26 protein-coding genes and 2 tRNA genes are annotated in these 24429 nt (G+C 68.5%); 16 read left to right on the top strand and 12 right to left on the bottom strand.

Features of this window, described 5'->3' with window-relative positions:
- Positions 1–5: 5 nt before the first annotated feature.
- Both ppc and H6G16_RS02885 read left to right on the top strand, forming a co-directional pair.
- Complete coding sequence (ppc, locus tag H6G16_RS02890; protein WP_242036131.1) at positions 6–3005, top strand: phosphoenolpyruvate carboxylase; 3000 nt, start codon at positions 6–8, stop codon at positions 3003–3005.
- Positions 3006–3063: 58 nt separating this feature from the next.
- The gene (locus H6G16_RS02885) at positions 3064–3522 is read left to right on the top strand and encodes an N-acetyltransferase (protein ID WP_190388816.1); all 459 of its coding nucleotides are present in this window, start codon (positions 3064–3066) and stop codon (positions 3520–3522) included.
- Positions 3523–3584: 62 nt separating this feature from the next.
- On the opposite strand, the gene H6G16_RS02880 is transcribed toward H6G16_RS02885, so the two are convergent.
- Positions 3585–3658: transfer RNA gene (locus H6G16_RS02880), tRNA-Arg, on the bottom strand.
- An 85-nt stretch (positions 3659–3743) separates the two neighbouring features.
- On the opposite strand from H6G16_RS02880, the gene recF reads away from it, so the two are divergent.
- Positions 3744–4865, top strand: a complete 1122-nt coding sequence (gene recF / locus H6G16_RS02875) for a DNA replication/repair protein RecF (protein WP_190388845.1) — start codon at positions 3744–3746, stop codon at positions 4863–4865.
- 44 nt (positions 4866–4909) lie between these two features.
- Entirely contained in the window at positions 4910–5416 is a 507-nt protein-coding gene (speD, locus tag H6G16_RS02870; RefSeq protein ID WP_190388815.1) for an adenosylmethionine decarboxylase, read from the top strand.
- Here the strand turns inward: speD and larE are convergent.
- Positions 5394–6281 (bottom strand): ATP-dependent sacrificial sulfur transferase LarE, encoded by an 888-nt coding sequence (gene larE / locus H6G16_RS02865; RefSeq protein ID WP_190388814.1) that lies wholly within the window; start codon positions 6279–6281, stop codon positions 5394–5396. The two genes, speD and larE, sit on opposite strands and share 23 nt — an antisense overlap.
- Before the next feature lie 78 nt (positions 6282–6359).
- On the opposite strand from larE, the gene H6G16_RS02860 reads away from it, so the two are divergent.
- Complete coding sequence (locus H6G16_RS02860) at positions 6360–7508, top strand: cob(I)yrinic acid a,c-diamide adenosyltransferase (protein WP_190388813.1); 1149 nt, start codon at positions 6360–6362, stop codon at positions 7506–7508.
- Between the two features lie 38 nt (positions 7509–7546).
- On the opposite strand, the gene moeB is transcribed toward H6G16_RS02860, so the two are convergent.
- A complete protein-coding gene (gene moeB, locus H6G16_RS02855) occupies positions 7547–8719 on the bottom strand; it encodes a molybdopterin-synthase adenylyltransferase MoeB (protein WP_190388812.1) in 1173 nt (390 codons plus the stop codon).
- An 11-nt stretch (positions 8720–8730) separates the two neighbouring features.
- Positions 8731–9177 carry a M67 family metallopeptidase gene (locus H6G16_RS02850; protein WP_347238767.1) on the bottom strand — a complete coding sequence of 149 codons (447 nt, stop codon included), beginning with the start codon at positions 9175–9177 and terminating at the stop codon, positions 8731–8733.
- Positions 9178–9243: 66 nt separating this feature from the next.
- On the opposite strand from H6G16_RS02850, the gene H6G16_RS02845 reads away from it, so the two are divergent.
- Positions 9244–9642 carry a CAAD domain-containing protein gene (locus tag H6G16_RS02845; protein ID WP_190388810.1) on the top strand — a complete coding sequence of 133 codons (399 nt, stop codon included), beginning with the start codon at positions 9244–9246 and terminating at the stop codon, positions 9640–9642.
- Here H6G16_RS02845 and H6G16_RS02840 read toward each other — a convergent pair.
- Positions 9639–10544: a fructosamine kinase family protein gene (locus H6G16_RS02840; protein WP_190388809.1), complete on the bottom strand. Its 906-nt coding sequence runs from the start codon at positions 10542–10544 to the stop codon at positions 9639–9641. The two genes, H6G16_RS02845 and H6G16_RS02840, sit on opposite strands and share 4 nt — an antisense overlap.
- A gap of 36 nt (positions 10545–10580) precedes the next feature.
- Here H6G16_RS02840 and crtD point away from each other — a divergent pair, with 36 nt between their 5' ends.
- Positions 10581–12101 carry a C-3',4' desaturase CrtD gene (gene crtD / locus H6G16_RS02835; protein ID WP_190388808.1) on the top strand — a complete coding sequence of 507 codons (1521 nt, stop codon included), beginning with the start codon at positions 10581–10583 and terminating at the stop codon, positions 12099–12101.
- On the opposite strand, the gene H6G16_RS02830 is transcribed toward crtD, so the two are convergent.
- Positions 12098–12946, bottom strand: a complete 849-nt coding sequence (locus H6G16_RS02830) for a prephenate/arogenate dehydrogenase (protein WP_190388844.1) — start codon at positions 12944–12946, stop codon at positions 12098–12100. The genes crtD and H6G16_RS02830 overlap by 4 nt on opposite strands.
- A 122-nt stretch (positions 12947–13068) precedes the next feature.
- Between H6G16_RS02830 and H6G16_RS02825 the strand changes: the two genes are divergently transcribed.
- Genes H6G16_RS02825 through H6G16_RS02815 form a run of 3 tightly spaced genes read left to right on the top strand, consistent with a single transcriptional unit; the run spans position 13069 to position 15256 of the window.
- On the top strand, positions 13069–14532 hold the full coding sequence (locus H6G16_RS02825; protein ID WP_190388807.1) for a helicase: 1464 nt from the start codon (positions 13069–13071) through the stop codon (positions 14530–14532).
- 38 nt (positions 14533–14570) lie between these two features.
- Entirely contained in the window at positions 14571–14819 is a 249-nt protein-coding gene (locus tag H6G16_RS02820; protein ID WP_190388806.1) for a DUF2839 domain-containing protein, read from the top strand.
- A 53-nt stretch (positions 14820–14872) separates the two neighbouring features.
- Positions 14873–15256, top strand: coding sequence for a DUF1815 family protein (locus tag H6G16_RS02815; protein WP_190388805.1), 384 nt, complete (start codon positions 14873–14875; stop codon positions 15254–15256).
- A 27-nt stretch (positions 15257–15283) separates the two neighbouring features.
- On the opposite strand, the gene recA is transcribed toward H6G16_RS02815, so the two are convergent.
- The 6 genes from recA to H6G16_RS02785 form a co-directional block, all read right to left on the bottom strand.
- A complete protein-coding gene (recA, locus tag H6G16_RS02810) occupies positions 15284–16453 on the bottom strand; it encodes a recombinase RecA (protein ID WP_190388804.1) in 1170 nt (389 codons plus the stop codon).
- 249 nt (positions 16454–16702) lie between these two features.
- A complete protein-coding gene (locus tag H6G16_RS02805; protein ID WP_190388803.1) occupies positions 16703–17458 on the bottom strand; it encodes an HAD family hydrolase in 756 nt (251 codons plus the stop codon).
- 49 nt (positions 17459–17507) lie between these two features.
- Positions 17508–17579, bottom strand: a tRNA-Gln gene (locus tag H6G16_RS02800).
- Positions 17580–17662: 83 nt separating this feature from the next.
- Entirely contained in the window at positions 17663–19330 is a 1668-nt protein-coding gene (locus H6G16_RS02795) for an AAA family ATPase (RefSeq protein WP_347238766.1), read from the bottom strand.
- Between the two features lie 14 nt (positions 19331–19344).
- Complete coding sequence (locus H6G16_RS02790; protein ID WP_242036124.1) at positions 19345–20379, bottom strand: LdpA C-terminal domain-containing domain; 1035 nt, start codon at positions 20377–20379, stop codon at positions 19345–19347.
- On the bottom strand, positions 20357–20818 hold the full coding sequence (locus H6G16_RS02785; RefSeq protein ID WP_190388802.1) for an NAD(P)H-quinone oxidoreductase subunit N: 462 nt from the start codon (positions 20816–20818) through the stop codon (positions 20357–20359). Before H6G16_RS02785 ends, H6G16_RS02790 begins: the two co-directional genes overlap by 23 nt.
- 463 nt (positions 20819–21281) lie before the next feature.
- Between H6G16_RS02785 and rplC the strand changes: the two genes are divergently transcribed.
- The 6 genes from rplC to rplV are packed head-to-tail and all read left to right on the top strand — an operon-like array spanning position 21282 to position 24419.
- The gene (rplC, locus tag H6G16_RS02780) at positions 21282–21929 is read left to right on the top strand and encodes a 50S ribosomal protein L3 (RefSeq protein ID WP_190388801.1); all 648 of its coding nucleotides are present in this window, start codon (positions 21282–21284) and stop codon (positions 21927–21929) included.
- Positions 21930–21940: 11 nt separating this feature from the next.
- Positions 21941–22576: a 50S ribosomal protein L4 gene (gene rplD / locus H6G16_RS02775; protein ID WP_190388800.1), complete on the top strand. Its 636-nt coding sequence runs from the start codon at positions 21941–21943 to the stop codon at positions 22574–22576.
- Complete coding sequence (locus tag H6G16_RS02770; RefSeq protein WP_190388799.1) at positions 22569–22871, top strand: 50S ribosomal protein L23; 303 nt, start codon at positions 22569–22571, stop codon at positions 22869–22871. The genes rplD and H6G16_RS02770 overlap by 8 nt, the downstream gene beginning before the upstream one ends.
- A 15-nt stretch (positions 22872–22886) precedes the next feature.
- Entirely contained in the window at positions 22887–23750 is an 864-nt protein-coding gene (gene rplB, locus H6G16_RS02765) for a 50S ribosomal protein L2 (protein ID WP_190388798.1), read from the top strand.
- Between the two features lie 35 nt (positions 23751–23785).
- A complete protein-coding gene (rpsS, locus tag H6G16_RS02760) occupies positions 23786–24061 on the top strand; it encodes a 30S ribosomal protein S19 (RefSeq protein ID WP_094560047.1) in 276 nt (91 codons plus the stop codon).
- A 4-nt stretch (positions 24062–24065) separates the two neighbouring features.
- Entirely contained in the window at positions 24066–24419 is a 354-nt protein-coding gene (gene rplV, locus H6G16_RS02755) for a 50S ribosomal protein L22 (RefSeq protein WP_190388797.1), read from the top strand.
- Positions 24420–24429 lie beyond the last annotated feature (10 nt).

Below are 24429 nucleotides of genomic sequence, written 5' to 3'. Positions count from 1 at the left end.
AGTCCATGCCCACGCCCAACCCCACCGCGGGCGCCAGCAGCGCTGGCCTGCCGACGGCACAACGGGTCACCCGCCTCCTCGGCGAACGGTTGGAGCTGGTTGAAGACCTGTGGGAAACCGTGCTGCGCAGCGAGTGCCCGCCCGAACAGGCAGAGCGCCTGCTGCGGCTGAAGCGCCTGAGCGACCCCACCGAGGGCGATGCCAGCGGCACGGGCGACGCCAACGGTGCAGACGCGACGGCGGCGATTGTGCAGCTGATCCGCGAGATGGATCTGGCCGAGGCCATCGCCGCAGCCCGGGCGTTCTCGCTCTACTTCCAGCTGGTCAACATTCTCGAGCAGCACATCGAGGAGGACAGCTACCTCGACAGCCTCAAAAACCAGGACTGCAGTCCGAGCGATCCCTTCCTGCCGGCGCTGGCCAACCAAACCGACCCGGCCACCTTCCGTCAGTTGTTTGCACGACTACGGAATCTGAACGTACCCCCAGCCCAGCTGGAAAACCTGCTGCGCACCCTCGACCTGCGGCTGGTCTTCACCGCCCATCCCACCGAAATCGTGCGGCACACCGTGCGGCACAAACAGCGGCGGGTGGCCACCTTGATTCAACAGCTGGAGCAGGGCAGCGGCCTCAATGGCCTCGAGCGCCAGAGCCTGCGTCTTCAGCTGGAGGAGGAGATCCGGCTCTGGTGGCGCACCGATGAGCTGCACCAGTTCAAACCGACGGTGCTCGACGAGGTCGACTACGCCCTGCACTACTTCCAGCAGGTGCTCTTCGACGCCATGCCCCAACTGCGGGATCGCATCCGCGCAGCCCTGCAGGTGAGCTATCCCGATGTGGAACCACCCCGGGATGCGTTCTGCACCTTCGGCTCCTGGGTGGGCTCAGACCGGGATGGCAACCCCTCAGTGACCCCGGACATCACCTGGCGGACGGCCTGTTATCAACGCCAGCTGATGCTGGAGCGCTACATCAAGGCCGTGGCCGAGCTGCGGGACCAGCTGAGCATCTCGATGCAATGGAGCCAGGTGAGCCCGGCCCTGCTCGAGTCACTGGAAATGGACCGGCTGCGCTTCCCGGAGATTTATGAGGAGCGGGCGGCCCGTTACCGGCTCGAGCCCTACCGGCTCAAGCTCAGTTACACCCTCGAGCGCCTGCGCCTCACCCACGAGCGCAACCAACAACTGGCCGATGCCGGCTGGGAGTCCCCCTGTGATGGCAACACCCCTCCCCCCCCGATGGGCGGGAACCTGGCGGCCCCTCCCTCCCAGGAGCTGCACTACAGCACGGTGGACGAGTTCCGCAACGACCTGGAACTGATCCAGGACAGCCTCAAGGGCACGGGCCTCAGCTGCGAGTCACTGCAGCACCTGATCAGCCAGGCCCAGATTTTCGCCTTCTGCCTGGCCAGTCTCGACATCCGCCAGGAGAGCACCCGGCACAGCGACGCCCTCGACGAGCTCAGTCGCTACCTGCAACTGCCCGTTCCCTATGGGGAGATGGACGAGGAGCAGCGGGTCGCCTGGTTGCTGGCGGAGCTGCAGACCCGCCGTCCCCTGCTGCCGCCGACGGCACGCTGGAGTGCTCCAGCAGCGGAGACCTTTGCCGTGTTCCGGATGCTGCAGCGGCTGCAGCAGGAATTCGGCTCCCGGATCTGCCGCACCTATGTGATCTCCATGAGTCACACGGTGTCCGACCTGCTGGAGGTGCTGCTGCTCGCCAAGGAAGCTGGCCTGGTGGACCCCCTGGCCCAACGGGCGGGGCTGCTGGTGGTACCCCTGTTCGAAACGGTGGAAGATCTCCAGGGGGCCCCGGCGGTGATGGCCACCCTCTTCCAGCACCCCTTCTACCGGGCCCTGCTGGGCAGCGACGGCAGCCAGCCCCTGCAGGAAGTGATGCTGGGCTACTCCGACAGCAACAAGGATTCGGGCTTCCTCTCCAGCAACTGGGAGATCCACAAGGCCCAGATCGCCCTGCAGCGGTTGGCCATTGAGCACGGGGTGGCCCTGCGGATCTTCCACGGCCGCGGCGGTTCCGTGGGGCGCGGGGGCGGTCCTGCCTACCAGGCGATCCTGGCCCAGCCCAGCGGCACCCTCAATGGCCGCATCAAGATCACCGAACAGGGCGAAGTGCTGGCCTCCAAGTACTCCCTGCCGGAACTGGCCCTCTACAACCTGGAAACGGTCACCACCGCCGTGCTGCAAAACAGCCTGGTGAGCACCCCCGTGGACGACACCCCGAGCTGGAACACCCTGATGGGCCGGCTGGCGGCCCGCTCCCGGGACCACTACCGCGCCCTGGTGCATGACAACCCTGACCTGGTGGCCTTCTTCCAGCAGGTCACCCCGATCGAGGAGATCAGCAAACTGCAGATCTCGAGCCGGCCGGCCCGGCGCAAGAGCGGCGCCAAGGATCTCTCCAGCCTGCGGGCCATCCCCTGGGTGTTCGGCTGGACCCAGAGCCGGTTCCTCCTGCCCAGCTGGTTTGGGGTGGGGGCGGCCCTGCAGGAGGAACTCGACCAGGACCCGGACCAACTCGAACTGCTGCGCCTGCTGTATCAGCGCTGGCCCTTCTTCCGGATGTTGATCTCCAAGGTGGAGATGACCCTCTCGAAGGTGGATCTGGATCTAGCCCACCACTACGTTCAGGCCCTGGGCCGCAGCGAACACCGGGAAGCCTTCGAGCAGATCTTCCAGGCCATTGCCGCCGAATTCGCCCTCACCCGCGACCTGGTGCTGACCATCACCGGCCACACCCGCCTGCTCGATGGCGATCCAGCCCTCCAGCTCTCGGTGGACCTGCGCAACCGCACGATCATTCCGCTGGGCTTCCTGCAGGTGGCCCTGCTGCGGCGCCTGCGCGACCAGAACCGTCAACCGCCGATGAGCGAAGCCGCCAGCAGCAACCCCAGCGATGACGGCCGGACCTACAGCCGCAGCGAACTGCTGCGGGGGGCCCTGCTCACCATCAACGGCATTGCCGCAGGCATGCGCAACACCGGTTGATTTCCCCTTCGCCACGCCAAGCTCACCCGCCCCGCTCCGCCCAGCTCTGGACTCCCTCTTGATCCCCTTCCGCAGCCAGCCCCCAGCCCCGCGCCTGCGGGAGGGCTACCGCTTGGTGGCTGATGGACAGCCCAGCCCCGCCGCCCTCAATCGGCTGCTGCTGGCCAGTGGGGATCGCGCCCGCGATGCCGAACGCTGGCACCGGGTGCTGGAGCGCAGCATCTGGCACCTGGCCGTGGAGTCCCCCGAGGGAGAGCTGGTGGGCTTTGTGCGGGCCACCAGTGATCTGGCCCTCAACGCCAACCTCTGGGACCTCTGCTCCGATCCCGCCGATCCCGGGCGAGGGGAGATTTTGGCGGTGCTGGTCCATGGCGCCCTGGGACGGCTGCGCCGGGAACTGGCCGGGTGCAGCATTTCGCTCTCAGCGCCGCCGGAGGCCCTAGCCGCCCTCGAGCGTCACGGCTTCGCCGTGGATCCAGGGGGCATTCGGGCGATGGGGCTGCAGCTGGAGAGCTAGCCCACAAAAAAACCCCAGCGCCAAGGCCAGGGCTGCCGGAGGCGGTGGGGGTGATGGGGTGACGAGCATGGAGGGACTCGAACCCCCGACCCTCAGAACCGGAATCTGATGCTCTATCCAACTGAGCTACATGCCCATGGAACGGGGCCCATGGCCGGAGTGAATACCCCAGTGGGCCTACCTTAACTGCTCACCGCTTCAGACCCATCCGGCTGCACCGCCTGGAGCTGCTGCGTTTTCGCAATATCAGTCGGCTGGAGCTGGCCCTGGAGGCCCCCCGGCTGCTGGTGATCGGTGCCAATGGCGAAGGCAAGTCCAACCTGCTCGAAGCGGTGGAACTGCTGGGCTGCCTGCGCTCCCATCGCACCGGCAGCGACCGGGACCTGATCCAGCACGGCCAGAGCAGCAGCCTGATTCGGGCCGCCACGGGCGACGGCGACCAGCTCCAGCTCGACCTGCGGCGCAGTGGTGGGAGGGTGGCCCAACGCAACGGCAAGGCGCTGGAGCGGCAACTCGATTTGCTGGGGTCGCTGCGCTGTGTGGGCTTCAGTGCCCTCGACCTGGACCTGGTGCGCGGGGAACCGGCCGGTCGTCGCCAGTGGCTCGACCGGGTGGTGCTGCAGCTGGAGCCCGTCTATGGCGATCTGCTCAGCCGCTACGGACGGCTGCTGCGCCAGCGCAGCCAACTGCTGCGTCGCGGCCTCGGCGGCGGGGAGCTGCAGGCCCTCCTGGACGCCTTCGATCTGCAGATGGCTGTGATCGGCACCCGGCTGCACCGGCGCCGATCACGGGCGATCCAACGCCTGGAACCCCTGGCCGCCGCCTGGCAGGAGCGGCTCAGTGGCGGCAAGGAACGGCTGAAGCTGCACTACCAAAGCGGCACCGTGCCGCCCGGCGAGGAGGCCGAGGAGCCCTGGCGCCAGGCCCTACTCGAGCAATTGCTGCAGCAACGCGGCGAGGAGCTGCGCCTGGGCCAATGCACGGTGGGGCCGCACCGCGACGAACTGGGCCTGAGCCTGGCAGACCAACCGGCACGCCGCTACGGCTCGGCAGGGCAACAACGCACCCTGGTGCTGGCCCTGAAGCTGGCCGAACTGGACCTGGTGGGCTCGGTGCTGGGCGAACCCCCGCTCCTGCTGCTCGACGACGTGCTGGCCGAGCTCGATCCAGTGCGGCAGCAGCTGCTGCTGGAGGCGGTCGGGAACGGCCACCAGTGCCTGGTGAGCGCCACCCACCTCGGAGCGTTCAGCAACGGCTGGCAGGCCGAGAGCCAGGTGGTGCAGATGCGTGCCGGCGCGCTGGATGGGGAGACACCAACGGTTGGCTTGAACGGGGCACCATGACCTGCTTCACCACGTATGGTGGGCAGCTTGTGCGGTCGAAATCAATGACCCAGACCCTGCCCTGCCTCCACCCAAACCCAGGATGGACCGAGGCCCCTGCATCCGCCAACCCAGCGGCCCCCCTACCCCACCAGGTCTCCGATACGGTTGGGAAACACTGCATCCTCGAGCTCTACGGCTGCGACAGCACCCGCCTCGACGACGAAGCATTCCTGAGGGACACCATCACCGCAGCAGCGAAGCGTGCCGGTGCCACCCTGCTCAATCTGATCACCCACCGTTTCGAGCCCCAGGGCGTCACGGGGCTGGCCTTGCTGGCCGAATCCCATATCTCAATCCACACCTGGCCCGAATCGGGCTATGCGGCTGTGGACGTGTTCACCTGTGGTGACCACACCATGCCCGAAAAGGCCTGTGCGGTGCTTGCCGAAGAACTCGCCGCCGGCACCCACAAGCTCACCAGCTTTCGCCGCGAAACGCCATCGTGCATCGCCGACAGCCAGCGGGAGCCCCTGCAGGAGCAGCCCTTCAGCGCAGCGGTGACGGTCTGAACTCCGGCAGGCTTTGGGCGGCCAGCTCCCGGTTGAGCTTGCCGCTCACGAGCCCCTCGAGATCCACGCCCACGGCCGTGAACCCGAACTCCAGGAAGGCGGCCACCAACTCGCCTCTCGCTGTGGGTTCGGCCCAGAGGAGCAGGGCCCGGTTGAGTTGATCCGCGGGCAACTCAATCCGAGCCGTCTGGCCTTGACAGCGCACCCGCAGCTGGGGCCAGCCGGCCGCCAGCAGCCAGGCCTCGGCCGCGGCCACCCGCTCCAGCCGTTCGGCCGTGATCGGTTCGCCGTAGGGGAAGCGCGAGGCCAGGCAGGGCTGGGCTGGCTTGTCCCACCAGGGCAAACCCAGGGCCCGCGAGAGCTGGCGCACTCCGGCCTTGTCGAGGCCCACCTCGGCCAGGGGAGAGCGCACCCCGAATTCCTGGGCCGCCCGGATCCCAGGCCGGTGATCGCCGAGGTCGTCCGCATTGACGCCATCCACCACCGCCGCCCCACCCGCCGCCGCCGCAATCGGCGCCAACAGGCGGTGCAGCTCCCGCTTGCAGGCGTAGCAGCGCTGCTCGGGGTTGCTGGCATAGGCCGGATCGGCCAGCTCCGCCGTGGCGATCTCGCGGTGGCGAATGCGGAGCCAACCGGCCTGGGCGGCGGCCTCCTGGCGCAGGTGGGGGGCCAGGGCCGGCGACACGCCGGTGATGGCCAGGGCCGCCCCTCCCCGCTGCTCCACCGCCAGGGCCGCCACCAGGGCGCTATCGACCCCACCCGAATAGGCCACCACCACTTGATCGAAGGCCGCCAGGTGCTGACGCAGCGCAGCCAGAAGCGCAGCCAGCGGCGGCGGCAACGGTTCCAGCAGGGAGAAGCGCATCAGGCGAACGGGATCAGGCCAAGAATCCTGCCCCGATCCTGGCAACTCCCAACCGGGAAGCGCCGGTAACATCGCCCCATGAGCAGCACCCAGACGCCGCAGCGGGGCACGGGCCGGGGCATCGGCATTCGCACGGCGGCGGGCAGCGACGAGCGGGCCCATGGCCAACTTCACGTCTATGACGGGGATGGCAAGGGCAAGAGCCAGGCGGCCCTAGGGGTGGTGCTGCGCACCATCGGCCTGGGCATCTGCGAGCAGAAACGCACCCGGGTGCTGCTGCTGCGCTTCCTCAAAGGTCCCGGCCGGGCCTACGACGAGGATGCGGCCATTGAGGCCCTTCAGCAGGGTTTCCCCCATCTGATCGACCAGGTGCGCACCGGCCGCGGGGAGTTCTTCAGCGCCGAGGAGGCCACCCGCTTCGACCGGCAGGAAGCCCAGCGGGGCTGGGACATCGCCAAGGGAGCCATCGCCAGCGACCTCTATTCGGTGGTGGTGCTCGACGAACTCAACCCCGTGCTGGACCTGGGCCTGCTGGACATCGAGGACGTGGCGCGCACCCTGGCGGCCAAGCCAGCCGGCATGGAAGTGATCTGCACGGGCCGAGGGGCCCCCCGCCAGCTGGTGCAATTAGCCGACCTGCACTCGGAGATGCGGGCCCACCAGGGCCCCGGCGGTCTCGAGGGTGTGGAGATCTACACCGGTGAGGGCAAGGGCAAATCCACCAGCGCCCTAGGCAAGGGTCTGCAGGCCATCGGCCGGGGCATCTCCCAGGACAAGAGCCACCGGGTGCTGATCCTGCAATGGCTCAAAGGCGGAGCGGGCTACACCGAAGACGCGGCGATCGCGGCACTGCGCGAGAGCTATCCCCACCTGGTCGACCACCTGCGCTCCGGCCGCGATGCGATCGTCTGGCGCGGTCAGCAGCAGCCCATCGACTACGTGGAGGCGGAACGGGCCTGGGAAATTGCCCGGGCGGCCATCTCCAGCGGGCTCTACAAAACCGTGATCCTCGACGAGATCAACCCCACGGTGGATCTGGAGCTCCTGCCGGTGGAGCCGATCGTGCAGACCCTGCTGCGCAAGCCGGCCGAAACCGAGGTGATCCTCACCGGCCGCTGCAAGAACCGACCCGCCTACTTCGACCTGGCCTCAGTGCACTCCGAGATGGTGTGCCACAAGCACTACGCCGAGCGGGGTGTGGACCTCAAGCGCGGCGTGGATTACTGAGGGGGACCCAAGCTCGAGGCCCCTGGCGCCGGCCTGGATCAATAACGGGGCACGCTCGGATCCACCTCCTGGCTCCAGGCGTCGATGCCACCTGCCACGTTGATGCCCTCGATTCCGGCCCGCTTGAGGGCGATCAGGGCCTTGGCGCTGCGGCCACCCAGCTTGCAGTGCACGTAGAGCGTCTTGCCGGCCGCCAGCTGCTGGATGCGTTCCACGGCCGTGCCGTTCTCGATCTGATCGAGGGGGATCAACGCGGCCCCGGGGATCACGGCGATCTCCGCCTCGGGGGGGTTGCGCACATCGATCAGCACCATCCCCGAGGTGTCGCCATCGAGCAGCCCTTTCAGTTCGCTGACGCTGATGCTCTCCACCGCGCCGGCCTCCTCCTGGCCCGGGGCGCTGCCGCCCACGCCACAGAACTCCTGATAGTCAATCAGTTTGTCGATCACGGGCCGCTCGGGGTTCGGCCGCAGCTTCAGCTCCCGGAACTTCATGCCCAGGGCATCGAACAGCAGCAGCCGGCCGCTGAGGGTGGTGCCGATGCCGGTGATGATCTTGACCGCCTCGGTGGCCTGAATCACGCCGATGATGCCGGGCAGAACGCCCACCACGCCGCCCTCGGCGCAGGAGGGCACCATGCCCGGCGGCGGGGGTTCGGGGAACAGGTCGCGGTAGTTGGGGCTCTCGGCATCCAGGTTGAAGACGGTGGCCTGGCCCTCAAAGCGGAAGATCGAGCCGTACACGTTGGGCTTGCCCAGCAGCACGCAGGCGTCGTTCACCAGGTAGCGGGTGGGGAAGTTGTCGGTGCCGTCACAGACGAGGTCGTAGGGGCGGACGATCTCCAGGGCGTTCTCACTGGTGAGCGCCGTTTCGTAGAGATCCACCTGGCAGTGGGGGTTGATCTCGAGGATGCGCGCCTTGGCCGATTCGATCTTGGGCTTGCCCACCCAGCTGGTGCCGTGGATCACCTGGCGCTGCAGGTTGGAGTGGTCCACCACATCGAAATCGACGATGCCGATGCGGCCCACGCCGGCGGCGGCCAAATACAGCAGCAGGGGCGAACCCAGACCGCCCGTGCCCACGCACAGCACGGAGGCGGCCTTGAGCCGCTTCTGCCCCTCCATGCCCACCTCGGGCAGGATCAGGTGCCTGGCAAAACGGGCCACCTCATCGGGGCTGAGCTGAACGCCGCTGGTATCGGGAGGAAGCATGGCCGCTGGGATCAGCTCTCCATTGTCCATGGCAGGCGCTGCGGCCGAGCGGGCGGCTCCGGGATCCACCAGCCGAGCAGCGGCCGCGCCTGGGCCGGCACCTGGTCCTGGCTGCCCCCACCGAGGATCACCATCAACGCCGGCAACGCACTGAGACGGCGGTCGTGGGCAGAGGGCACGGCCTCGCTGGTGGGGTGACTATGGGCCGAGCCCAGCAGCTCCAGACCCCGCTGCCGCCCCCACTTCTGAGCCAGCAACTGCTCCCGGGGGTCAATCGCGAAGTGCCGGCAGCGTTCATCCGGCACCGGCCAGACATTGCAGCAGGGCCAAACCCAGTCGAGACGCCAGACATCCCCGAGCCGCTGTCCCAGCAAGAGGGCACACCCTTCCCGGGGCCCAGCAGACGCAAGCATCTGGCCCAGAACGGTGAGCAGGCGGTGACCTGCCCTGAGCTGCACTGGCGGTTGGCGGGACACACCGATACCTTATGAAGCAATCCAAACACCCGCCCCTCACTCCGGTCCATGAGCGATACCACCACCGACGCGGCTGAGCAGGGCACTGCCACTGAACCTGCCCCTGGAGTGGACGCCGGTGCGACCTCCGGGCAAGCCGACGTCAGCTTCAGCGAGCGCTACAGCGACATCCTCGCCAAGGTGAACTCCACCCTTGACCAGGTGGATTGGAGCCAGATGGGCCGAATCGGCAAGGCCACCGGCGTGATCGTGGCCGTGATCGTGGCCCAGATCCTGATCAAGGGTGTGCTGGACACCATCAACCTGCTGCCAGTGGTCCCCGGTCTGCTGGAACTGCTCGGCCTGGTGGTTGTGGGCCAGTGGAGCTGGCAGAACCTCACCACCAGTGAGAAGCGCGGTGCCGTGGTAGCGAAGGTCCAAAACCTGCGCAAGGAATACCTGGGCTAGGCCAGCAGTGCGTGGATCGAAGCCTGGGCCTGACGGTGGTAGTCGCCTCCGAACAGGTTGGCGTGGTTGAGCAGGTGATAGAGGTTGTAGAGCGCAACCCGCTGCGCGGCATCGGGCTCCAGGGGCCATCCCGCGGCATAGCCCTCGAAAAAGGCCGGCGGAAATCCGCCGAACAGCTGGGCCATCGCCAGATCCACCTCCCGATCCCCCCAGTAGCAAGCAGGATCAAAGATTGCAGCGGCTCCGTCGGCCAGTAGGCCGGCATTGCCGCTCCAGAGATCCCCGTGAACGAGCGCGGGCTGGCAGCGGTGGCCAGCCAACCAGTGGGGCAGCCGCTCCAGCAGGGCCTGTCCCCCCCGCAGGGGCTGGCCCCGCCGGGCCGCCCAGGCCAGCTGGGGGGCCAGACGGCAGTCGGCAAAGAACAGCCCCCAGTCCTGGCGCCAGCTGTTGGTCTGGGGGGCGGAACCGATGAAGTTGTCGGTCGGCCAGCCGTAGCCCTCGGTCGGGGCATGGACGGCGCTGGAACGGTGCAACGCGGCCAGTCCTTGACCAAGCCGGAACCAGGCCTGCCGAGCGGCGACACCGCCAAGCCGGCCACCCAAGTTGAGCCAGCCCAGCACCAGCACGGCCTGCTCACCCGCCACGCCCCAGGCCAGGGGCTCGGGAATCACCAGACCCGGAGGGGCATGGGATGCCAGGGCACGTAGCCCCAGCACCTCCGCCTCCAGCAGGGGGAGTTGGGCGGCGGTGTTGGTCTTGGCAAAGGCCAGCCCACCGCCAGCGAACTCAAGGCGCCAGGCCCGATGGATGCAGCCCCCTGCCACCGGCGACCAGCCCACGACGGCCTGACCCAGCTGGTTTTGGAACCAGCGGACGAGGCACTCGGGAGGGGCAGGAGCCATGGCGCGGGCCGCTCAGGCGCCTGCCAGCATGCCGGGATGCAGGAACACGGCGAAGTGGTGGTGGTGGGGGCGGGCATCGCCGGCCTCACCGCCGCGGCCCTGCTCGCCAAAGCAGGCCTGCAGGTGCAGCTGCTGGAAGCCCACCACCAGAGCGGCGGCTGCGCCGGCACCTTCCGCCGCGGGCCCTACACCTTTGATGTGGGAGCCACCCAGGTGGCGGGGCTGGAGCCAGGCGGCATCCATGCCCGCATCTTCCAACACCTGGGCGTTGAGGCCCCCCTGGCCAGCCCGCTGGATCCTGGCTGTGTGGTGGATCTGGGCGATGGCAGTCCTCCGGTGCAGCTCTGGCGCGACCCCCAGCGTTGGCAAGCAGAACGGCGTGCCCAGTTCCCCGGCAGTGAACGCTTCTGGCAGCTCTGTGCAGCCCTGCACCGGGCGAACTGGGCCTTCGCCGCCAGGGATCCGGTGCTGCCCCCCCGCCATCCCTGGGACCTGGCCCAGCTGATCGGGGCCCTGGGCCCGGCCAACCTGCTGAGCGGGGTGCTGGTGGGCTCCACCATCGCCGATCTGTTGCGGCTCTGCGGCGCCGCGGGTGACACCCGACTGCAGCGCTTTCTCGACCTGCAGCTGAAGCTGTACTCCCAGGAACCCGCCGACCGCACCGCCGCCCTTTACGGGGCCACCGTGCTGGCCATGGCCCAGGCGCCCCTGGGGCTCTTTCATCTCCAGGGCTCGATGCAGAGCCTGGCCACCGCGCTCGAGCGAGGGCTGCGCCAGGCCGGCGGCCAGTTGCTCACCCGCCACCGGGTCACCGCCGTGCATCGGGTTCCTGGGCCCGCTGAAGCGGGAGCCCCTTGCTGGCGGGTGGAGGGCATCGGCCCCGGTGATCGTGCCTTTGCCCTGCACGGCCGCGACGTGGTGCTGGCCCTACCCCCCCAGAGCCTGCCCAGCCTGCTGGGGCCCTCCATGCCCGAGCGCTACCGGCAGCGGCTGAACGCCTTGAACGAACCCTCCGGCGCCCTGGTGCTGTACGGGGCTGTAGCCCGCCGCGACCTGCCGCCCCAATGCCCCGCCCACCTGCAACGCACCTGGGACGACCCGGGGTCCCTGTTCGTGTCCGTGAGCCGGGACGGGGATGGCCGGGCACCCCAAGGAGAAGCGACCGTGATCGCCAGTGTGTTCACCGAGGCCAAGCCCTGGTTCGGGCTCAGTCCGGACGCCTATGCCTCCCGCAAAGCCAGGGCCCAGGCCGGCATGGAACGGGGACTGCGGACCTTGCTGCAGCTGCCGGAGCACCCCTGGCTGCACTGCGAAACCGCCACCCCCCGCGGCTTTGAACGCTGGACCGGCCGGCCCTTCGGCTACGTGGGCGGCCAGGGACAACACCCAAGCCGGTTCGGCCCCTTCGGCCTGGCCAGCCGAACGCCCATCCCGGGGCTGTGGATCTGCGGTGATGGGATCTACCCCGGGGAAGGCACCGCCGGGGTGAGCCTCTCGGCCCTGATGGCCAGCCGTCAGCTGCTGGCTGCCCGCGGAGGGGCCCTGGAGCTGGCCTAGAGGAACTCGGGCCTCAGCTCCTGGCAAGCCTGGAGCGTCTGCTGGAGAGCGACCCAGTCCGCGTCCTGAATCTGGCCCTCGAGCTGGTCGAGGGCGCGGCGGTACGCGGCCAAGGCCGCCAGCACGGCGGAGCGGTTGCAGCGGGCCATCAGGGTACCCAGCTCCGGATTGCCCCCACCCACTCGGGTGGTGTCGGCAAAGCCACTCGAGGCCAGACGACGCCTCAGGGCGGGATCGCCTTCCGCCCCGGCGGCAGCCTGCAGCAGGGCCGCGCCCACCAGCACCGGCACGTGGGAGATCAGCGCCACGGCCTGGTCATGGGCCTCCGGCTCGCAGCAGAGCCAGGCGGCGCCCACGGCCTCGGCCAGACCGCGCACCACCTGCAGGGCCTCAAGATCGGTGGAGGGGTCGGGAGTCGCCACCCAGGGCCTCCCCAGAAACAGCCCCCGCTGGCCGGCGTCCACCCCAGCCTGGGCGGTGCCCGCCATCGGATGGCTCGCCACAAAGCGCGGCACCAGAGCCGACCAACTGGCCAGCACCGGGGCCTTCACCGAACCCACGTCCGTCACCACCGCCTGCGGCGGCAGGGCCGCCACCAACTCCGCAGCCGGGGCCAGCAAACGATCGAGGGGCAGGGCCAACACCACCAATCCACAGGGGGCCAGCACACCGGGGTCGGTACTGACCGCACTGGCCAGGCCGCGCTGACGGGCCCGTTCAGCCGTGGCCTCGCGGTGCACCAGGGCCCGCACCTCCACGCCAAGGTGCTGCAGATCCAGGCCGAGGGAGCCCCCGATCAGGCCCAGACCCACAATCCCCACGGGGTGCTGGCACCACGGGGCCATCGGGTCGAAGCCAGATGCAGGGCTATCGGACGCCGGGGGCGAAGGCACGGGCACGGACGTCATCGGGGCGAGGGAGCCATGCAGCCAGCTTCCTACGATTTGGGTCCGTTGGACGCCTGGGAATGCTCGAAGCCCGCGCCCACCAGCAACTCAAGGCCCTGCTGGAGCGTGAGGGCGGCGAACCCTGGCCCCACCACCTGAGCCTCAGCCGGCTGGTGGCCCGCAGCCTGCGCCGCAGCGACCACACCCTGGTACGGCTGGCACCGGGCTGCGAACCGAGCTGGTGGATCAGCCTGCTGGTGCCCCTGGCCCTGAGCGAATGCCCCTTGGCCCTGGTGGTGAGCGAGGCCCAACGCCAGCGGCTGCTGCAGGTGGAACTCCCCCGGTTGGGACGGGCCGACCCGAGCCTGGCCTTGCCCTGCTTCGAAGGTGACCATCCGCCCAGCCACGCCCGCGTCTGGCTGCTCAACCATCGCCAGCTGGTGGGGGCCTGGCAGCAGGGAACCCTGGGGGAGCGGCAACTGGTGATCCCGGAAGCCGAACACCTCGATGGCCTCCTGCGCCAGGCCCTGGAGGTGGTGGTCACGCCCCAGCACTGGGACCAGTTGCGCCGGGCGCAACCCGCGGCGGAAGCCAGCCTGCTGGCGTTGCACGAGCGGCTCAGCCGCCAGGTGCTCAGCCATCCCCGCAACCCCAACCACCTGGTCGCCCTCGCCCCGGAAGACGAAGCGCCCCTGCGGCACCTGCTGCAGCTGCTGAGCCCCCTTCCCGACCCCTGGCCGACCTGGCTGGCCGCCCAGGGAGATGACTGGACCAGCTGGGCCCGGGTGAATCCCGAGATGCTGCAGTGGCAACTGCACCGCCAACCCCTGGAGCCCCTCGGCGTGTTGCGCGGCCTGCTGGAGCAGCGGGGGGCGGTGGTCCTGGGCCAGCTCGCCAGTGCCCGGGCTGCCGCCGGCCAGCCCCAGCCCGGCCTGGAGCTGGGGTTTGAGCCGGATGTGAGCGTGGCCCTGGGGGATCCCCCCCTGGCCGATCCCCTGCCGCTCTATGCCCCGCTACGCCAACCGCTGCCGAACAGCCCCCACTACGGCCAGCACCTCTTGGAGCAGGGCAGGCGACTGGTGCTGGGCCAGACGGGGCTCACGGTGGTGCTGCTCGATGACGATGGCTTGCGGCTGGGACTCACCAGTGGCCTGGCGGCGGAATTTGGCAGCCGGGTGGTGCATGAGAGCACCGCGCCGGAGGGCAATGGCGTCATTTGCGCGCGCTGGGATTGGTGGCTCACCCAGCAGCAGCGGCTCCCCTTGCCCAGCCAGATCGTGGTGGGCCTGCTGCCGATTGCCAGCCTGGAGGACCCCCTCACGGCCGCCCGGGTGTTGGCCCTCCGCCAAGGGGGGCGCGACTGGTTTCGGGAATGCCTCCTTCCCGATGGGCTGACGCGCCTGCAACTGGGGGTCGCTGGCCTGCGGCGCCAGGGCGGAAGGCTGGCGGTGCTGGACGGCCGCCTGCGGGGCCGGAGCTGGGGCCGCCAGGTGCTCCATGCCCTCGAACCCTGGGTGAGCCTCAGCCGCTTGCTGCCTCATTAGCGTGGGACCCTCACCGCACCAGACGAGCCACCAAGGAGATGGGGGAAGCCAAGCGACGCAGCATTCAGGGACTGCCACCCAAAGTGATCAAGCCAGAGCGCGGCGACAAGGTCGACACCTCTCCGCGCATTGCCTCCTGGCTACCCCTGACCCGCAACCAGGCGGATCGCTTTGTCGCCCTCACCACCAAAGGGGCCTGGGTGGGCATTGGCGCCCTGGTGCTCTTCTGGCTCACGGTGCGCTTCATCGGACCAGCCGCCGGCTGGTGGACCCTGTCCGACGGCTGAGTCGCCGAAATCTGAAGAAAACATTATGATTGGCAGGATTCCGGGGTGCCGCCGTGTTTCCGCGTCTTGCCGAGCAATACCGATCGGTGGTTCACGACCTGGTGATGAGCCTCCAGGCCCTCGCCAAAAGCCTGCAAGACCGGAACATCGCCGCCACCTGCTACGTGTGCGGCGATGGCCGCGACGGTCATGGCGCCTCCTTCGTGGCCAACCTGGATGCCAATCACATGGTTCGCTTTTTGGTGTCTGATTTCGGCATCAGCTGGGTGGAGTCCCGGGACGGCCATGAACTGGTGAAGCTGGAGGGAGCTGAAGCCATCCAGGAGCTGCAGCGGGTGGCCCAGGTGCTCCAGAGCCCAGCCGCCCACACCAAGCCCCGGGGCGAGGCATCCCTCGGCCCGACAGCCCGACCCCAGGGAGCCTTCACCCGGCCCTGAGCCCAACCCTCCCGAGCGGCTGCCGATTCAGCTCGCCACCGGCAGATCCTCCACCGCATCAGCCGCCGAGTCCGCTAGCACAGCCGTACTGACAGCGGCCTTGGCCGCCGCGGCCAGCGGCTTCATCGAATTGGCCGTTACTTCGGAGCCCTCCTTGAGCTTCTGGCGCGTGAGTTGCTCAATCACCTCCGCCTGCTCCGGGTTCTGCTCCAACCAGACGATCGTGTTGTCCCGGCCCTGGCCGATGTTGTCGCCCTCGTAGCTGTACCAGGCGCCCTTGCGGACCACCACACCGGTTTCCTCGGCCAGGTCAAGCAGGCAGCCCAGGGTGCTGATGCCACGGCCGAACAGGATGTCGAACTCCGCGATGCGGAACGGTGGCGCCACCTTGTTCTTGGCCACTTTCACCTTGGCGCGGATGCCGTACTCCTCCGTCCCGCGCTTGAGGGTCTGGATCCGGCGAATGTCGAGGCGCACCGATGCATAGAACTTGAGGGCGTTGCCACCGGTGGTGGTTTCCGGGTTGCCGTAGGTGACCCCGATCTTCTGGCGCAGCTGGTTCAGGAAGATCACGGTGCAGCCGGACTTGCCGATGTTGCCGGTGATCTTCCGCATGGCCTGGCTCATCAGCCGGGCCTGGCTCCCCACCGCCAGGTCGCCCATCTCACCCTCAATCTCGGCCCGGGGTGTCAGGGCTGCCACCGAGTCGACCACGACGATGTCAACGGCGGCGGAACGCACCAATTGGTCCACGATCTCCAGGGCCATCTCGCCCGTGTCGGGCTGGGACACCAGCAGATTTTCGATGTCGACGCCGAGGGAGGCCGCGTAGACGGGATCCAGGGCGTGCTCAGCATCGACAAAGGCCGCCACGCCACCGCGCTTCTGCACCTCGGCAATGGCATGCAGGGTGAGGGTGGTTTTACCGGAGCTCTCCGGGCCGTAGACCTCCACCACGCGCCCCTTGGGGTAGCCACCACCGAGGGCCAGGTCGAGGGTGAGGGCCCCGGTGGACACGGTTTCCACCCGCATGCGGGAGGCATCCCCGAGGCGCATGATCGATCCCTTGCCGAAGTTGCGCTCGATCTGGTTGAGCACCAGCCCCAACGCCTTGTCACGCTCGGCGGAAGCCCGAGCATCCGCTGCCCCAGACGAACCGGCGGCGGGGGTGCGGGGAGCGGAGGAAGAAGGAGACACGGAAGAACGGGCGGTGGAAGGAATGGAAGCGGGCGCGGACGGCCCTGAGGACGGTGCTGCTGCGGACGGGTTTGTTGACGGTTTTGTTGACGGGGTGGCGGGATCGGCAGGCATGGCAGCGATCAGAAGCAATGGGACAGGCCGTGGCGCGGGCCCCGCTGGGGAGCCATCCTGCGACCTCTGAGCAGCAAGTGCCACCAAACAGGGCCGGCGTACCAATTGTGCATAGTACGGGCGTACTCTACCCGACTAGGGCCATTGCGCCAGGGGGGCTGCAAATCGCTCCGGGGTGAGCCAGGCGATGGTGGGCGGCAGGCCCTCGCCATCACGGGGCCCCAGGTATCCCCAGCTCACCAGGAAGCAGCGCACCGCCGCCAGCCGGGGATCCGCCCGCACCGTCTCCAGCGTGGGACGACGGTCTTCGATGAACCAGAGCGGCCGCTCCTCCGCCAACAACGTCCGCAACACCTCGGGCTTGCTGCCCTGCTCGTGGCCGAACAGGGCCCTGGGCGCCAGCCCCGCCGCCGCCAGGAGCTGGGAGGCGAACGCCGCGCCTTTGGTGGTGAGCACGGCCCAGTCCGCGCCTTCTCGGCCCAACCGCTCCAGGCGCTCCTTCACCCCGGGATACAGCCGGTGCCGGGCCAACCAGGTCGCCGGGTCGGTGGCGATGGCCGTGGAGCGCACCTGCTCCAACTGACGCTGCAGCGGATCGGCCTGCCAACCCCAGCGCGCCAGCGCCCTGGGCAGGGCCGCGTCGTAATCAGCCAGCAGGGCCTCCAAATCGAGGTCGACTCGCCCCAGCTCCGCGGCCATCAACACCATCTCCCAGCCCTTGTGAATCAGGGGCCGCAGCTGGGCGAAGCCGGCAGGGGCCGCCTCGGGGAGCTGCAACGCAGGAGCGAGCTGCAGCGCTGCCTCCCGGGCCGACCACCAGTACTCCGGCATTCCATCCACCAGCACACCATCGAAGTCGAAGACCAGCAGGGGGGCCGGATCGGCAGACATGGCAAGGAAAATGCGGGCGCGGAACAGGGGCCGCGAAAGCTGCTAAAAACTGGGTCGCTAGGATTCGAACCTAGGAATGGCGGGACCAAAACCCGCTGCCTTACCACTTGGCGACGACCCAAAGCAGCCGGGTTTCACCGGTGCCTAGATAGTTACCCATAGCGCCCCGTCCTTCGTCAACCGCGTGCTGGCGAGGCCGCCGCTTCAGGCCGGGAAGACCCGCAACCGTTGTTCGGCTCCACGGCCGAACACCGCCGTGCGCAGGCGGTAGCGGCTGGCCAGTTCCGCCTGCATCAGGCGCACCCGATCACTGCGGGGCAACAGCTCCACAGGCTGGCCATGGGGAAGCACCACCTGTTCCACCGCCAGCCTGCATTCCTCCAAGCCGGCCAGGGCATCGTCGCCCTGCACCGAAGCCGCCGCCGCCACGGCCGGATCGTGGTCCACCTGGGCCTGGCGGTGGCGCTCCAGCAGCCGCTCCAGGGCCCGTTGAAGCTGGGGCTGGGCCGCCGATTTCAGCACCAGAATCGGCAGCCCGAGGTCCTGGGCCTGCCGGCGCACATGGGGATCCCGGCCGAGCTGGTGACGCAGGCTGAGCACCGCATCGGCCAACTCCACGCTGCCCACCACCTCCAGCGCCAGCTGGCGGGCCCGCACCACCTGCTCGAGCTGGGCCCGACTGATGCCGGCGCCGTACACCCGCAACACGGGCAACGGAGCAGGGGCGGGACCGACGGGCGCATCGGGAGGCGGCAGGGGCCTGGGCGCGATCCGCGGACGAACCGTGAGGGAGGACAGCGGTGGGGGCGCGGCCGGGGATCCCCCCATCTCGGCCGGAGCCACTGGAGCCAGGTCCTGGAGCTGCAGCCGGCCATCGACCCCGAGCTCACGAATCTGGGGCCGGGCACTCTGCCCCCGCAGCAGGAGGTCGACGGTGCGGGCCACGTCGCGGTGCACCAGCCAGCGGTGACGGCTGTGCATCTCCACCGCCAGGGGGAAGGTGGGATCGGCGGCCCGCTCCAGCACCGTCTTCTGGGTGCGTCGCCGCCGCGCTTCCTCATCGCCCAGGGTCACGGACTGGATGCCACCCACCAGGTCGGAGAGGGTGGGGTTCTTGATCAGGTTGGCCAGCTCATTGCCATGGGCCGTGGCCACCAGCATCACGCCCCGTTCAGCAATGGTGCGGGCCGCCTGGGCCTCCAGTTCGGTGCCGATCTCATCGATGACGATGACCTCGGGCATGTGGTTTTCGACCGCCTCGATCATGACCTGGTGCTGCAGCTCAGGCCGGGCTACCTGCATGCGGCGAGCACGGCCGATGGCGGGGTGGGGGATGTCGCCATCGCCGGCAATCTCATTGCTGGTGTCGATCACCACCACCCGCTTGCCCAGGTCGTCGGCCAACACCCGGGCGATTTCGCGCAGGGCGGTGGTCTTGCCCACACCAGGGCGCCCCATCAACAGCAGCGACTCGCCGGAGTCGAGCAGGTCACGCACCATGGCCACGGTGCCGAACACCGCCCGTCCCACCCGGCAGGTGAGGCCCACCACATCGCCGCTGCGATTGCGGATGGCACTGATGCGATGCAGGGTGCGCTCAATCCCGGCGCGATTGTCCCCCCCGAAGCTGCCGAGGCGGTCCACCACGGCAGCCAGATCAACACGCTGCAGCGGCGCTTCGCCCAGGGCCAGCACGCGGCCGGGATAACGGGCCTCCGGCACCCTGCCCAGATCCAGCACCACCTCCAGCAGCTGCTCGCGCGACGCCTCCGAGGCCAACGACGCCTGCACCACGTCGGGCAACACCTCCAGCAGGCGATCGAGATCGTCGGTGATGCGCTGGGGCTCAGGGTGGGGCTCAGGGCTGGACACCGGCTCGCGGAGCACTAAGCCCGTTCTAGCCAGGGAGTCACCAGGTCCTGCGCCAGGGTGAGGGCCTGGGGCCACAGCTCCCCATCGGCCAGGAGCGCCCGCCCCCGGGCCTGGGCTTGGAGCAACAGGGGCTGCAACAGGCGCCGGGCCACCCCACCAAAACCCACACCGGCGATCGGCTGCCGCAGTGGCCCCCCCGCCCGCAGCAGGGGAAGGGTCTGGCCATTGGTCCCCCCCGCCAGCTGCAGGGGGCCAGGCGGGCAGGCTGGCGCCACAGCCCTCACCAAGCCCAGGGCGGCATGGGCCGTTCCGGCCCCCACATCGCCGCTCATCGGGCGGCCATCGAGCTGCCAAATCGGGCGAAACCCAGACCCGCGAAGCAGGACCGAACGCTGCCAGAGTTCCGCCGCCAGGGCCTCCGGCGACTGGGCCGTGCCCTCCAGGCCAGCGCTGACCGACACCCGCTGCAGGGGGACGCCACTGGCGACCAACTGGGCCAGCCGCTCCGCAAAGGCGAGTCCCCGACCGGGCTGGGTATGGAGCTCCACCGCATCGGGACGGAGCTGGGCCAGCAGGGGCGCCACAGCCTCCCCCTCCAGCACCTGCCCCCGCTCCTCGATCAGACCATGGGGACAAAGGGGCAGGCAGCGGCCACAGCCGTAGCAGCGCTCGGCCAGCACCCCCGCGGCGCCGGTGGCGGCCACGCCGATGGCGAGGGCCGGGCAAACCCGTTCGCAGGGACGGGCACAGGCGGGCGGACAGCGGCCGGGGTCAAACCAGGCCTTGCGGAAATGGGGATCGGCGCCGTCACTGAGGCTGAGCATCAGCCAGGGCCGCTCCGCCCCGCGGGCCACGGCCCAGGCCATGCCACGACGAATCGCCGCCACCACGGCGGAATCGGCGGCTGCATCAATGCAGTGCACCCCCGCCAGGCTGAAGATGCCACAGAGATCTTCAATGGCGGCCAGGTCCTGGTTGCTGGCGCCGCAGATGAGCTTGACCCAGCACCCCCGGGCCAGGGCGAGGTCAGGCCGCAAGCAGCTGGTCAAGGGGCTGCCAGCGCAGGGACCGGGCACCACCCATCTCCACCACCAGCTTCAGCCGGGGCTCCCGGCGACAGAGCGCCACCAGGGATCCCAGCTCCGCCTGGGAGAGCACCTGCCCCTCCAGCAACCAGAGCAGGATTGGCTGGGTTCCCTCCAGCAGGGCGCCCAACTGGGGCATGACCCGCTGGACTTCACCGACAGCAGCCCCCCGGCCCACGCTCTGATGCCCCAAATGGGGCGGACGCACACCGTGCAGCTGCAGCAAAAACGCCTCCGGATCCCCCAGCCCGCGGGCCGAGGTGAGCTGGGCGCGGTACCCCGCAGCCCGCAGGCGGCGCATCAACCGGGTTTCTGCCCCGCCTTCCAGGGGCGCAAAGAGGGCCAATGCCCCGGCGCGCTCAAGGTCCTGTCGGAAACCGCGACCAGAGAGCAGCAGGGGCATCGCAGAAGATCGCGGAGCTGGGCACCAGTCTGCCAGCTCGAACCGTAGGTAGGGGGTTGGGCTGTGGGGTAAGGTGGCCAACTGTGCCATTGAACTGTGCCCGTCCGCTAGCCGGGCCTCCAGTTCGCGGCACACGGTCTCCAGTGGTGGAGACCGTCCTCGGCCAGTACGGACCAACCAACCCTCCCAGGTTGCGCGATCCGTCGGGAAACTGCCTGAACGCGCCGGAGCTCCTCGGAGACATCCCGGTCCGGTTCCGATAAGTCCCAGCCGCGCTGATCCGATCCTGATCAGCCTCGCTAGCCCTTGGAATTCGCAACAGCCCGGTTCGAGTGCCCACTCGAACGGCGCCAAGCGGCCCCATGGCCGAGCCCGGCAGCTCTTCGATCCCTTCAGCTTCACCGTTGTCCATGGGCCCCGTGCTCCTGGTCCCGGTGGTCCAGCTGGCGTTGTTTCCCCTCCTATGTCCATCGGCATTCTTGGGAAGAAACTGGGCATGTCCCAGTTCTTCGATGAAGAGGGCAGGTCCATCCCGGTCACCGTGATCGAGGCTGGGCCCTGCCGCATCACCCAACTCAAAAGCACCAGCACCGACGGTTACAACGCCGTGCAGCTTGGTTTTGGCGACATTCGCGAAAAACTCGTGAACAAGCCGGCCAAGGGGCATTTGGCCAAGTCCGGTGAGGATGTCCTGCGTCACCTGAAGGAATATCGGGTCGACAGCGTGGACGGCCTTGAGCTGGGTGGCTCCATCACCGTCACGGCCTTCGAAGCAGGCCAGAAGGTCGATGTGAGTGGCGACACCATGGGCCGGGGCTTCTCCGGGTTCCAGAAGCGCCACGGCTTCAGCCGCGGCCCCATGACCCACGGTTCCAAGAACCACCGCGAGCCCGGATCGATCGGTGCCGGTACCACCCCGGGCCGCGTTTACCCCGGCAAGCGCATGGCCGGTCGCTACGGCGGCAAGCAAACCACCACCCGTGGCCTCGTGATCCTGAAAGTGGATGCCGAGCGCAACCTGCTGGTGGTGAAAGGTTCAGTGCCCGGCAAGCCCGGCGCCCTGCTGAACATCCGCCCGGCGAACCGGGTGGGCGCCAAAGCCGGGAACTGAGGAGAACACCGATGGCTAACTGTGTAATCCGCGACTGGCAGGGCAAAGAAGCCGGCAAGGCTGCCCTCGACCTCAAGGTCGCCAAAGAATCCTCCGCCTCCGACCTGGTGCACCGCGCCGTGGTGCGTCAGCTGGCCAACGCCCGCCAGGGCACGGCCAGCACGCTCACCCGGGCCGAAGTGGCCGGTGGTGGCCGCAAGCCCTACAAGCAGAAGGGCACCGGTCGGGCCCGCCAGGGTTCGATCCGCACCCCGCTTCGCCCCGGCGGTGGCGTGGTGTTCGGGCCGAAACCCCGCAGCTACGCGGTGGCGATGAACCGCAAGGAGCGTCGCCTGGCCCTGCGCACAGCCCTGATGAGCCGCATCGACGACATCACGGTGGTGAAGGGCTTCGGAGCGGGTCTGGAGACCCCCAAAACCAAGGAGATCACTGCTGCCCTGGCCCGCTTCGGCATCGAGGCCGGCGCCAAGGTTCTGGTGGTGCTCGACGATGCCTCCGAGGCGGTGCGGCGCTCCGTCCGCAACCTCGAGAAGGTCAAGCTGATCGCCGCCGATCAGCTCAACGTGTTCGATCTGCTCCACGCCAACAAGTTGGTGGTGAGCGAGGAAGCACTCGCGAAGATTCAGGAGGTCTACGGCGATGGCTGAGCGTTTTTCAAGTCGGCTTGCGGATGTGATCCGTCGGCCCCTGATCACCGAGAAGGCCACCCGGGCCCTCGAGCAAAACCAGTACACCTTTGAGGTGGATCACCGGGCCGCCAAGCCCGACATCAAGGCTGCCGTTGAACAGCTGTTCGACGTCAAGGTCATCGGCATCAGCACCATGAATCCCCCCCGCCGAACCCGGCGCGTGGGGCGCTTCGCCGGCAAGCGTGCCCAGGTGAAGAAAGCCGTGGTGCGCCTGGCCGAGGGCAACGCCATCCAGCTGTTCCCTGAGTCCTGAGGGGTCTGAAACGTCATGGCTATTCGCAACTACCGACCCATCACCCCCGGCACCCGCACCCGCGTCGCCAGCGACTTCTCTGAAGTCACCGGCCGTGGACGGGAGCGGGGCTTGGTGGTCGCCAAACACCGCCGCAAGGGCCGCAACAACCGCGGTGTGATCACCTGTCGCCACCGCGGCGGCGGCCACAAGCGCCTCTACCGCATCGTCGACTTCCGCCGCGATAAGCACGGCATCGTCGCCAAGGTGGCGGCCATTCACTACGACCCCCATCGCAACGCCCGGCTGGCCCTGCTCTTCTACGCCGATGGCGAGAAGCGCTACATCCTGGCTCCGGCTGGCATTGAGATCGGTCAACAGGTGGTCTCCGGCCCCGAATCCCCGATCGAAACCGGCAACGCCCTGCCCCTTTCGGCCGTTCCCCTCGGCTCCAGCGTCCACAACGTGGAGCTCTACGCCGGCCGGGGTGGCCAGATGGTGCGCACCGCTGGTGCCAGTGCCCAGGTGGTGGCCAAAGAAGGCGACTACGTCGCCCTCAAGCTGCCCTCCACCGAGGTGCGCCTGGTGCGTCGCGAGTGCTACGCCACCCTCGGCGAAGTGGGCAACTCCGAGGTGCGCAACACCAGTCTTGGCAAGGCTGGACGCAAGCGCTGGCTGGGTCGCCGACCCGAAGTGCGCGGTTCGGTGATGAACCCCTGCGACCACCCCCACGGTGGTGGCGAGGGCCGTGCACCGATCGGCCGCTCCGGCCCGGTCACCCCCTGGGGTAAACCGGCCCTGGGCCTCAAAACCCGTAAGCGGAACAAACCCAGCAATCGGTTTGTGCTCCGGAAACGTCGCCGGACCTCCAAACGGAGCCGTGGCGGACGCGATTCCTGATGATCCACACCGCTTTGCTGTTCGCTTAATCCGCCATGGGACGTTCACTCAAAAAAGGACCGTTTGTTGCCGACAGCCTTCTGCGGAAGGTTGAAAAGCAAAACGTCGCCGATGACAAGTCCGTGATCAAGACCTGGTCACGGGCTTCCACCATCCTGCCGATGATGATCGGCCACACCATTGCCGTTCACAACGGCAAATCCCACGTTCCCGTCTACGTGACGGAACAGATGGTGGGCCACAAGCTCGGGGAATTCGCCCCCACCCGCACCTTCCGGGGCCACATCAAGGACAAGAAAGGAGGCCGCTGACGCTATGGCAAACACCCCTTCCAACCAGGCCCTCGCCCACGGTCGCTACATCCGCGGTTCCGTGTCCAAGGTGCGGCGGGTTCTCGATCAGATCCGTGGCCGCAGCTACCGCGAGGCCCTGATCATGCTCGAGTTCATGCCCTACCGCTCCACTGGCCCCATCACCAAGGTGCTGCGGTCGGCGGTGGCCAACGCCGAGCACAACCTCGGCCTCGACCCCTCCACCCTGGTGATCGCTGCGGCGAACGCCGACATGGGCCCCTCCCTGAAGCGGTTCCGCCCCCGCGCCCAGGGTCGTGCCTACGCGATCAAAAAACAAACCTGCCACATCAGCATTGCTGTGGCGCCTTCCGCCTGACCCCGAGGAC

Origin of the sequence: Cyanobium sp. FACHB-13342, from assembly GCF_014697415.1 — a bacterium.
Lineage (GTDB): Bacteria > Cyanobacteriota > Cyanobacteriia > PCC-6307 > Cyanobiaceae > Cyanobium_A.
This window is presented reverse-complemented; position numbering and strand designations above follow the sequence as displayed.

Bases quoted from the DNA above. Each gene is read 5' to 3' on its own strand.
- H6G16_RS02860 (WP_190388813.1), top strand. From the start codon at position 6,360: ATGAGCAGCACCCAGACGCCGCAGCGGGGCACGGGCCGGGGCATCGGC.
- speD (WP_190388815.1), top strand. From the start codon at position 4,910: ATGACCCAGACCCTGCCCTGCCTCCACCCAAACCCAGGATGGACCGAG.
- rpsS (WP_094560047.1), top strand. From the start codon at position 23,786: ATGGGACGTTCACTCAAAAAAGGACCGTTTGTTGCCGACAGCCTTCTG.
- H6G16_RS02820 (WP_190388806.1), top strand. From the start codon at position 14,571: ATGGGGGAAGCCAAGCGACGCAGCATTCAGGGACTGCCACCCAAAGTG.
- H6G16_RS02830 (WP_190388844.1), bottom strand. From the start codon at position 12,946: ATGGCCCCGTGGTGCCAGCACCCCGTGGGGATTGTGGGTCTGGGCCTG.
- ppc (WP_242036131.1), top strand. From the start codon at position 6: ATGCCCACGCCCAACCCCACCGCGGGCGCCAGCAGCGCTGGCCTGCCG.
- H6G16_RS02845 (WP_190388810.1), top strand. From the start codon at position 9,244: ATGAGCGATACCACCACCGACGCGGCTGAGCAGGGCACTGCCACTGAA.
- rplB (WP_190388798.1), top strand. From the start codon at position 22,887: ATGGCTATTCGCAACTACCGACCCATCACCCCCGGCACCCGCACCCGC.
- larE (WP_190388814.1), bottom strand. From the start codon at position 6,281: ATGCGCTTCTCCCTGCTGGAACCGTTGCCGCCGCCGCTGGCTGCGCTT.
- moeB (WP_190388812.1), bottom strand. From the start codon at position 8,719: ATGCTTCCTCCCGATACCAGCGGCGTTCAGCTCAGCCCCGATGAGGTG.
- crtD (WP_190388808.1), top strand. From the start codon at position 10,581: ATGCAGGAACACGGCGAAGTGGTGGTGGTGGGGGCGGGCATCGCCGGC.
- rplV (WP_190388797.1), top strand. From the start codon at position 24,066: ATGGCAAACACCCCTTCCAACCAGGCCCTCGCCCACGGTCGCTACATC.
- H6G16_RS02770 (WP_190388799.1), top strand. From the start codon at position 22,569: ATGGCTGAGCGTTTTTCAAGTCGGCTTGCGGATGTGATCCGTCGGCCC.
- H6G16_RS02785 (WP_190388802.1), bottom strand. From the start codon at position 20,818: ATGCCCCTGCTGCTCTCTGGTCGCGGTTTCCGACAGGACCTTGAGCGC.
- H6G16_RS02805 (WP_190388803.1), bottom strand. From the start codon at position 17,458: ATGTCTGCCGATCCGGCCCCCCTGCTGGTCTTCGACTTCGATGGTGTG.
- H6G16_RS02825 (WP_190388807.1), top strand. From the start codon at position 13,069: ATGCTCGAAGCCCGCGCCCACCAGCAACTCAAGGCCCTGCTGGAGCGT.
- rplC (WP_190388801.1), top strand. From the start codon at position 21,282: ATGTCCATCGGCATTCTTGGGAAGAAACTGGGCATGTCCCAGTTCTTC.
- rplD (WP_190388800.1), top strand. From the start codon at position 21,941: ATGGCTAACTGTGTAATCCGCGACTGGCAGGGCAAAGAAGCCGGCAAG.
- H6G16_RS02840 (WP_190388809.1), bottom strand. From the start codon at position 10,544: ATGGCTCCTGCCCCTCCCGAGTGCCTCGTCCGCTGGTTCCAAAACCAG.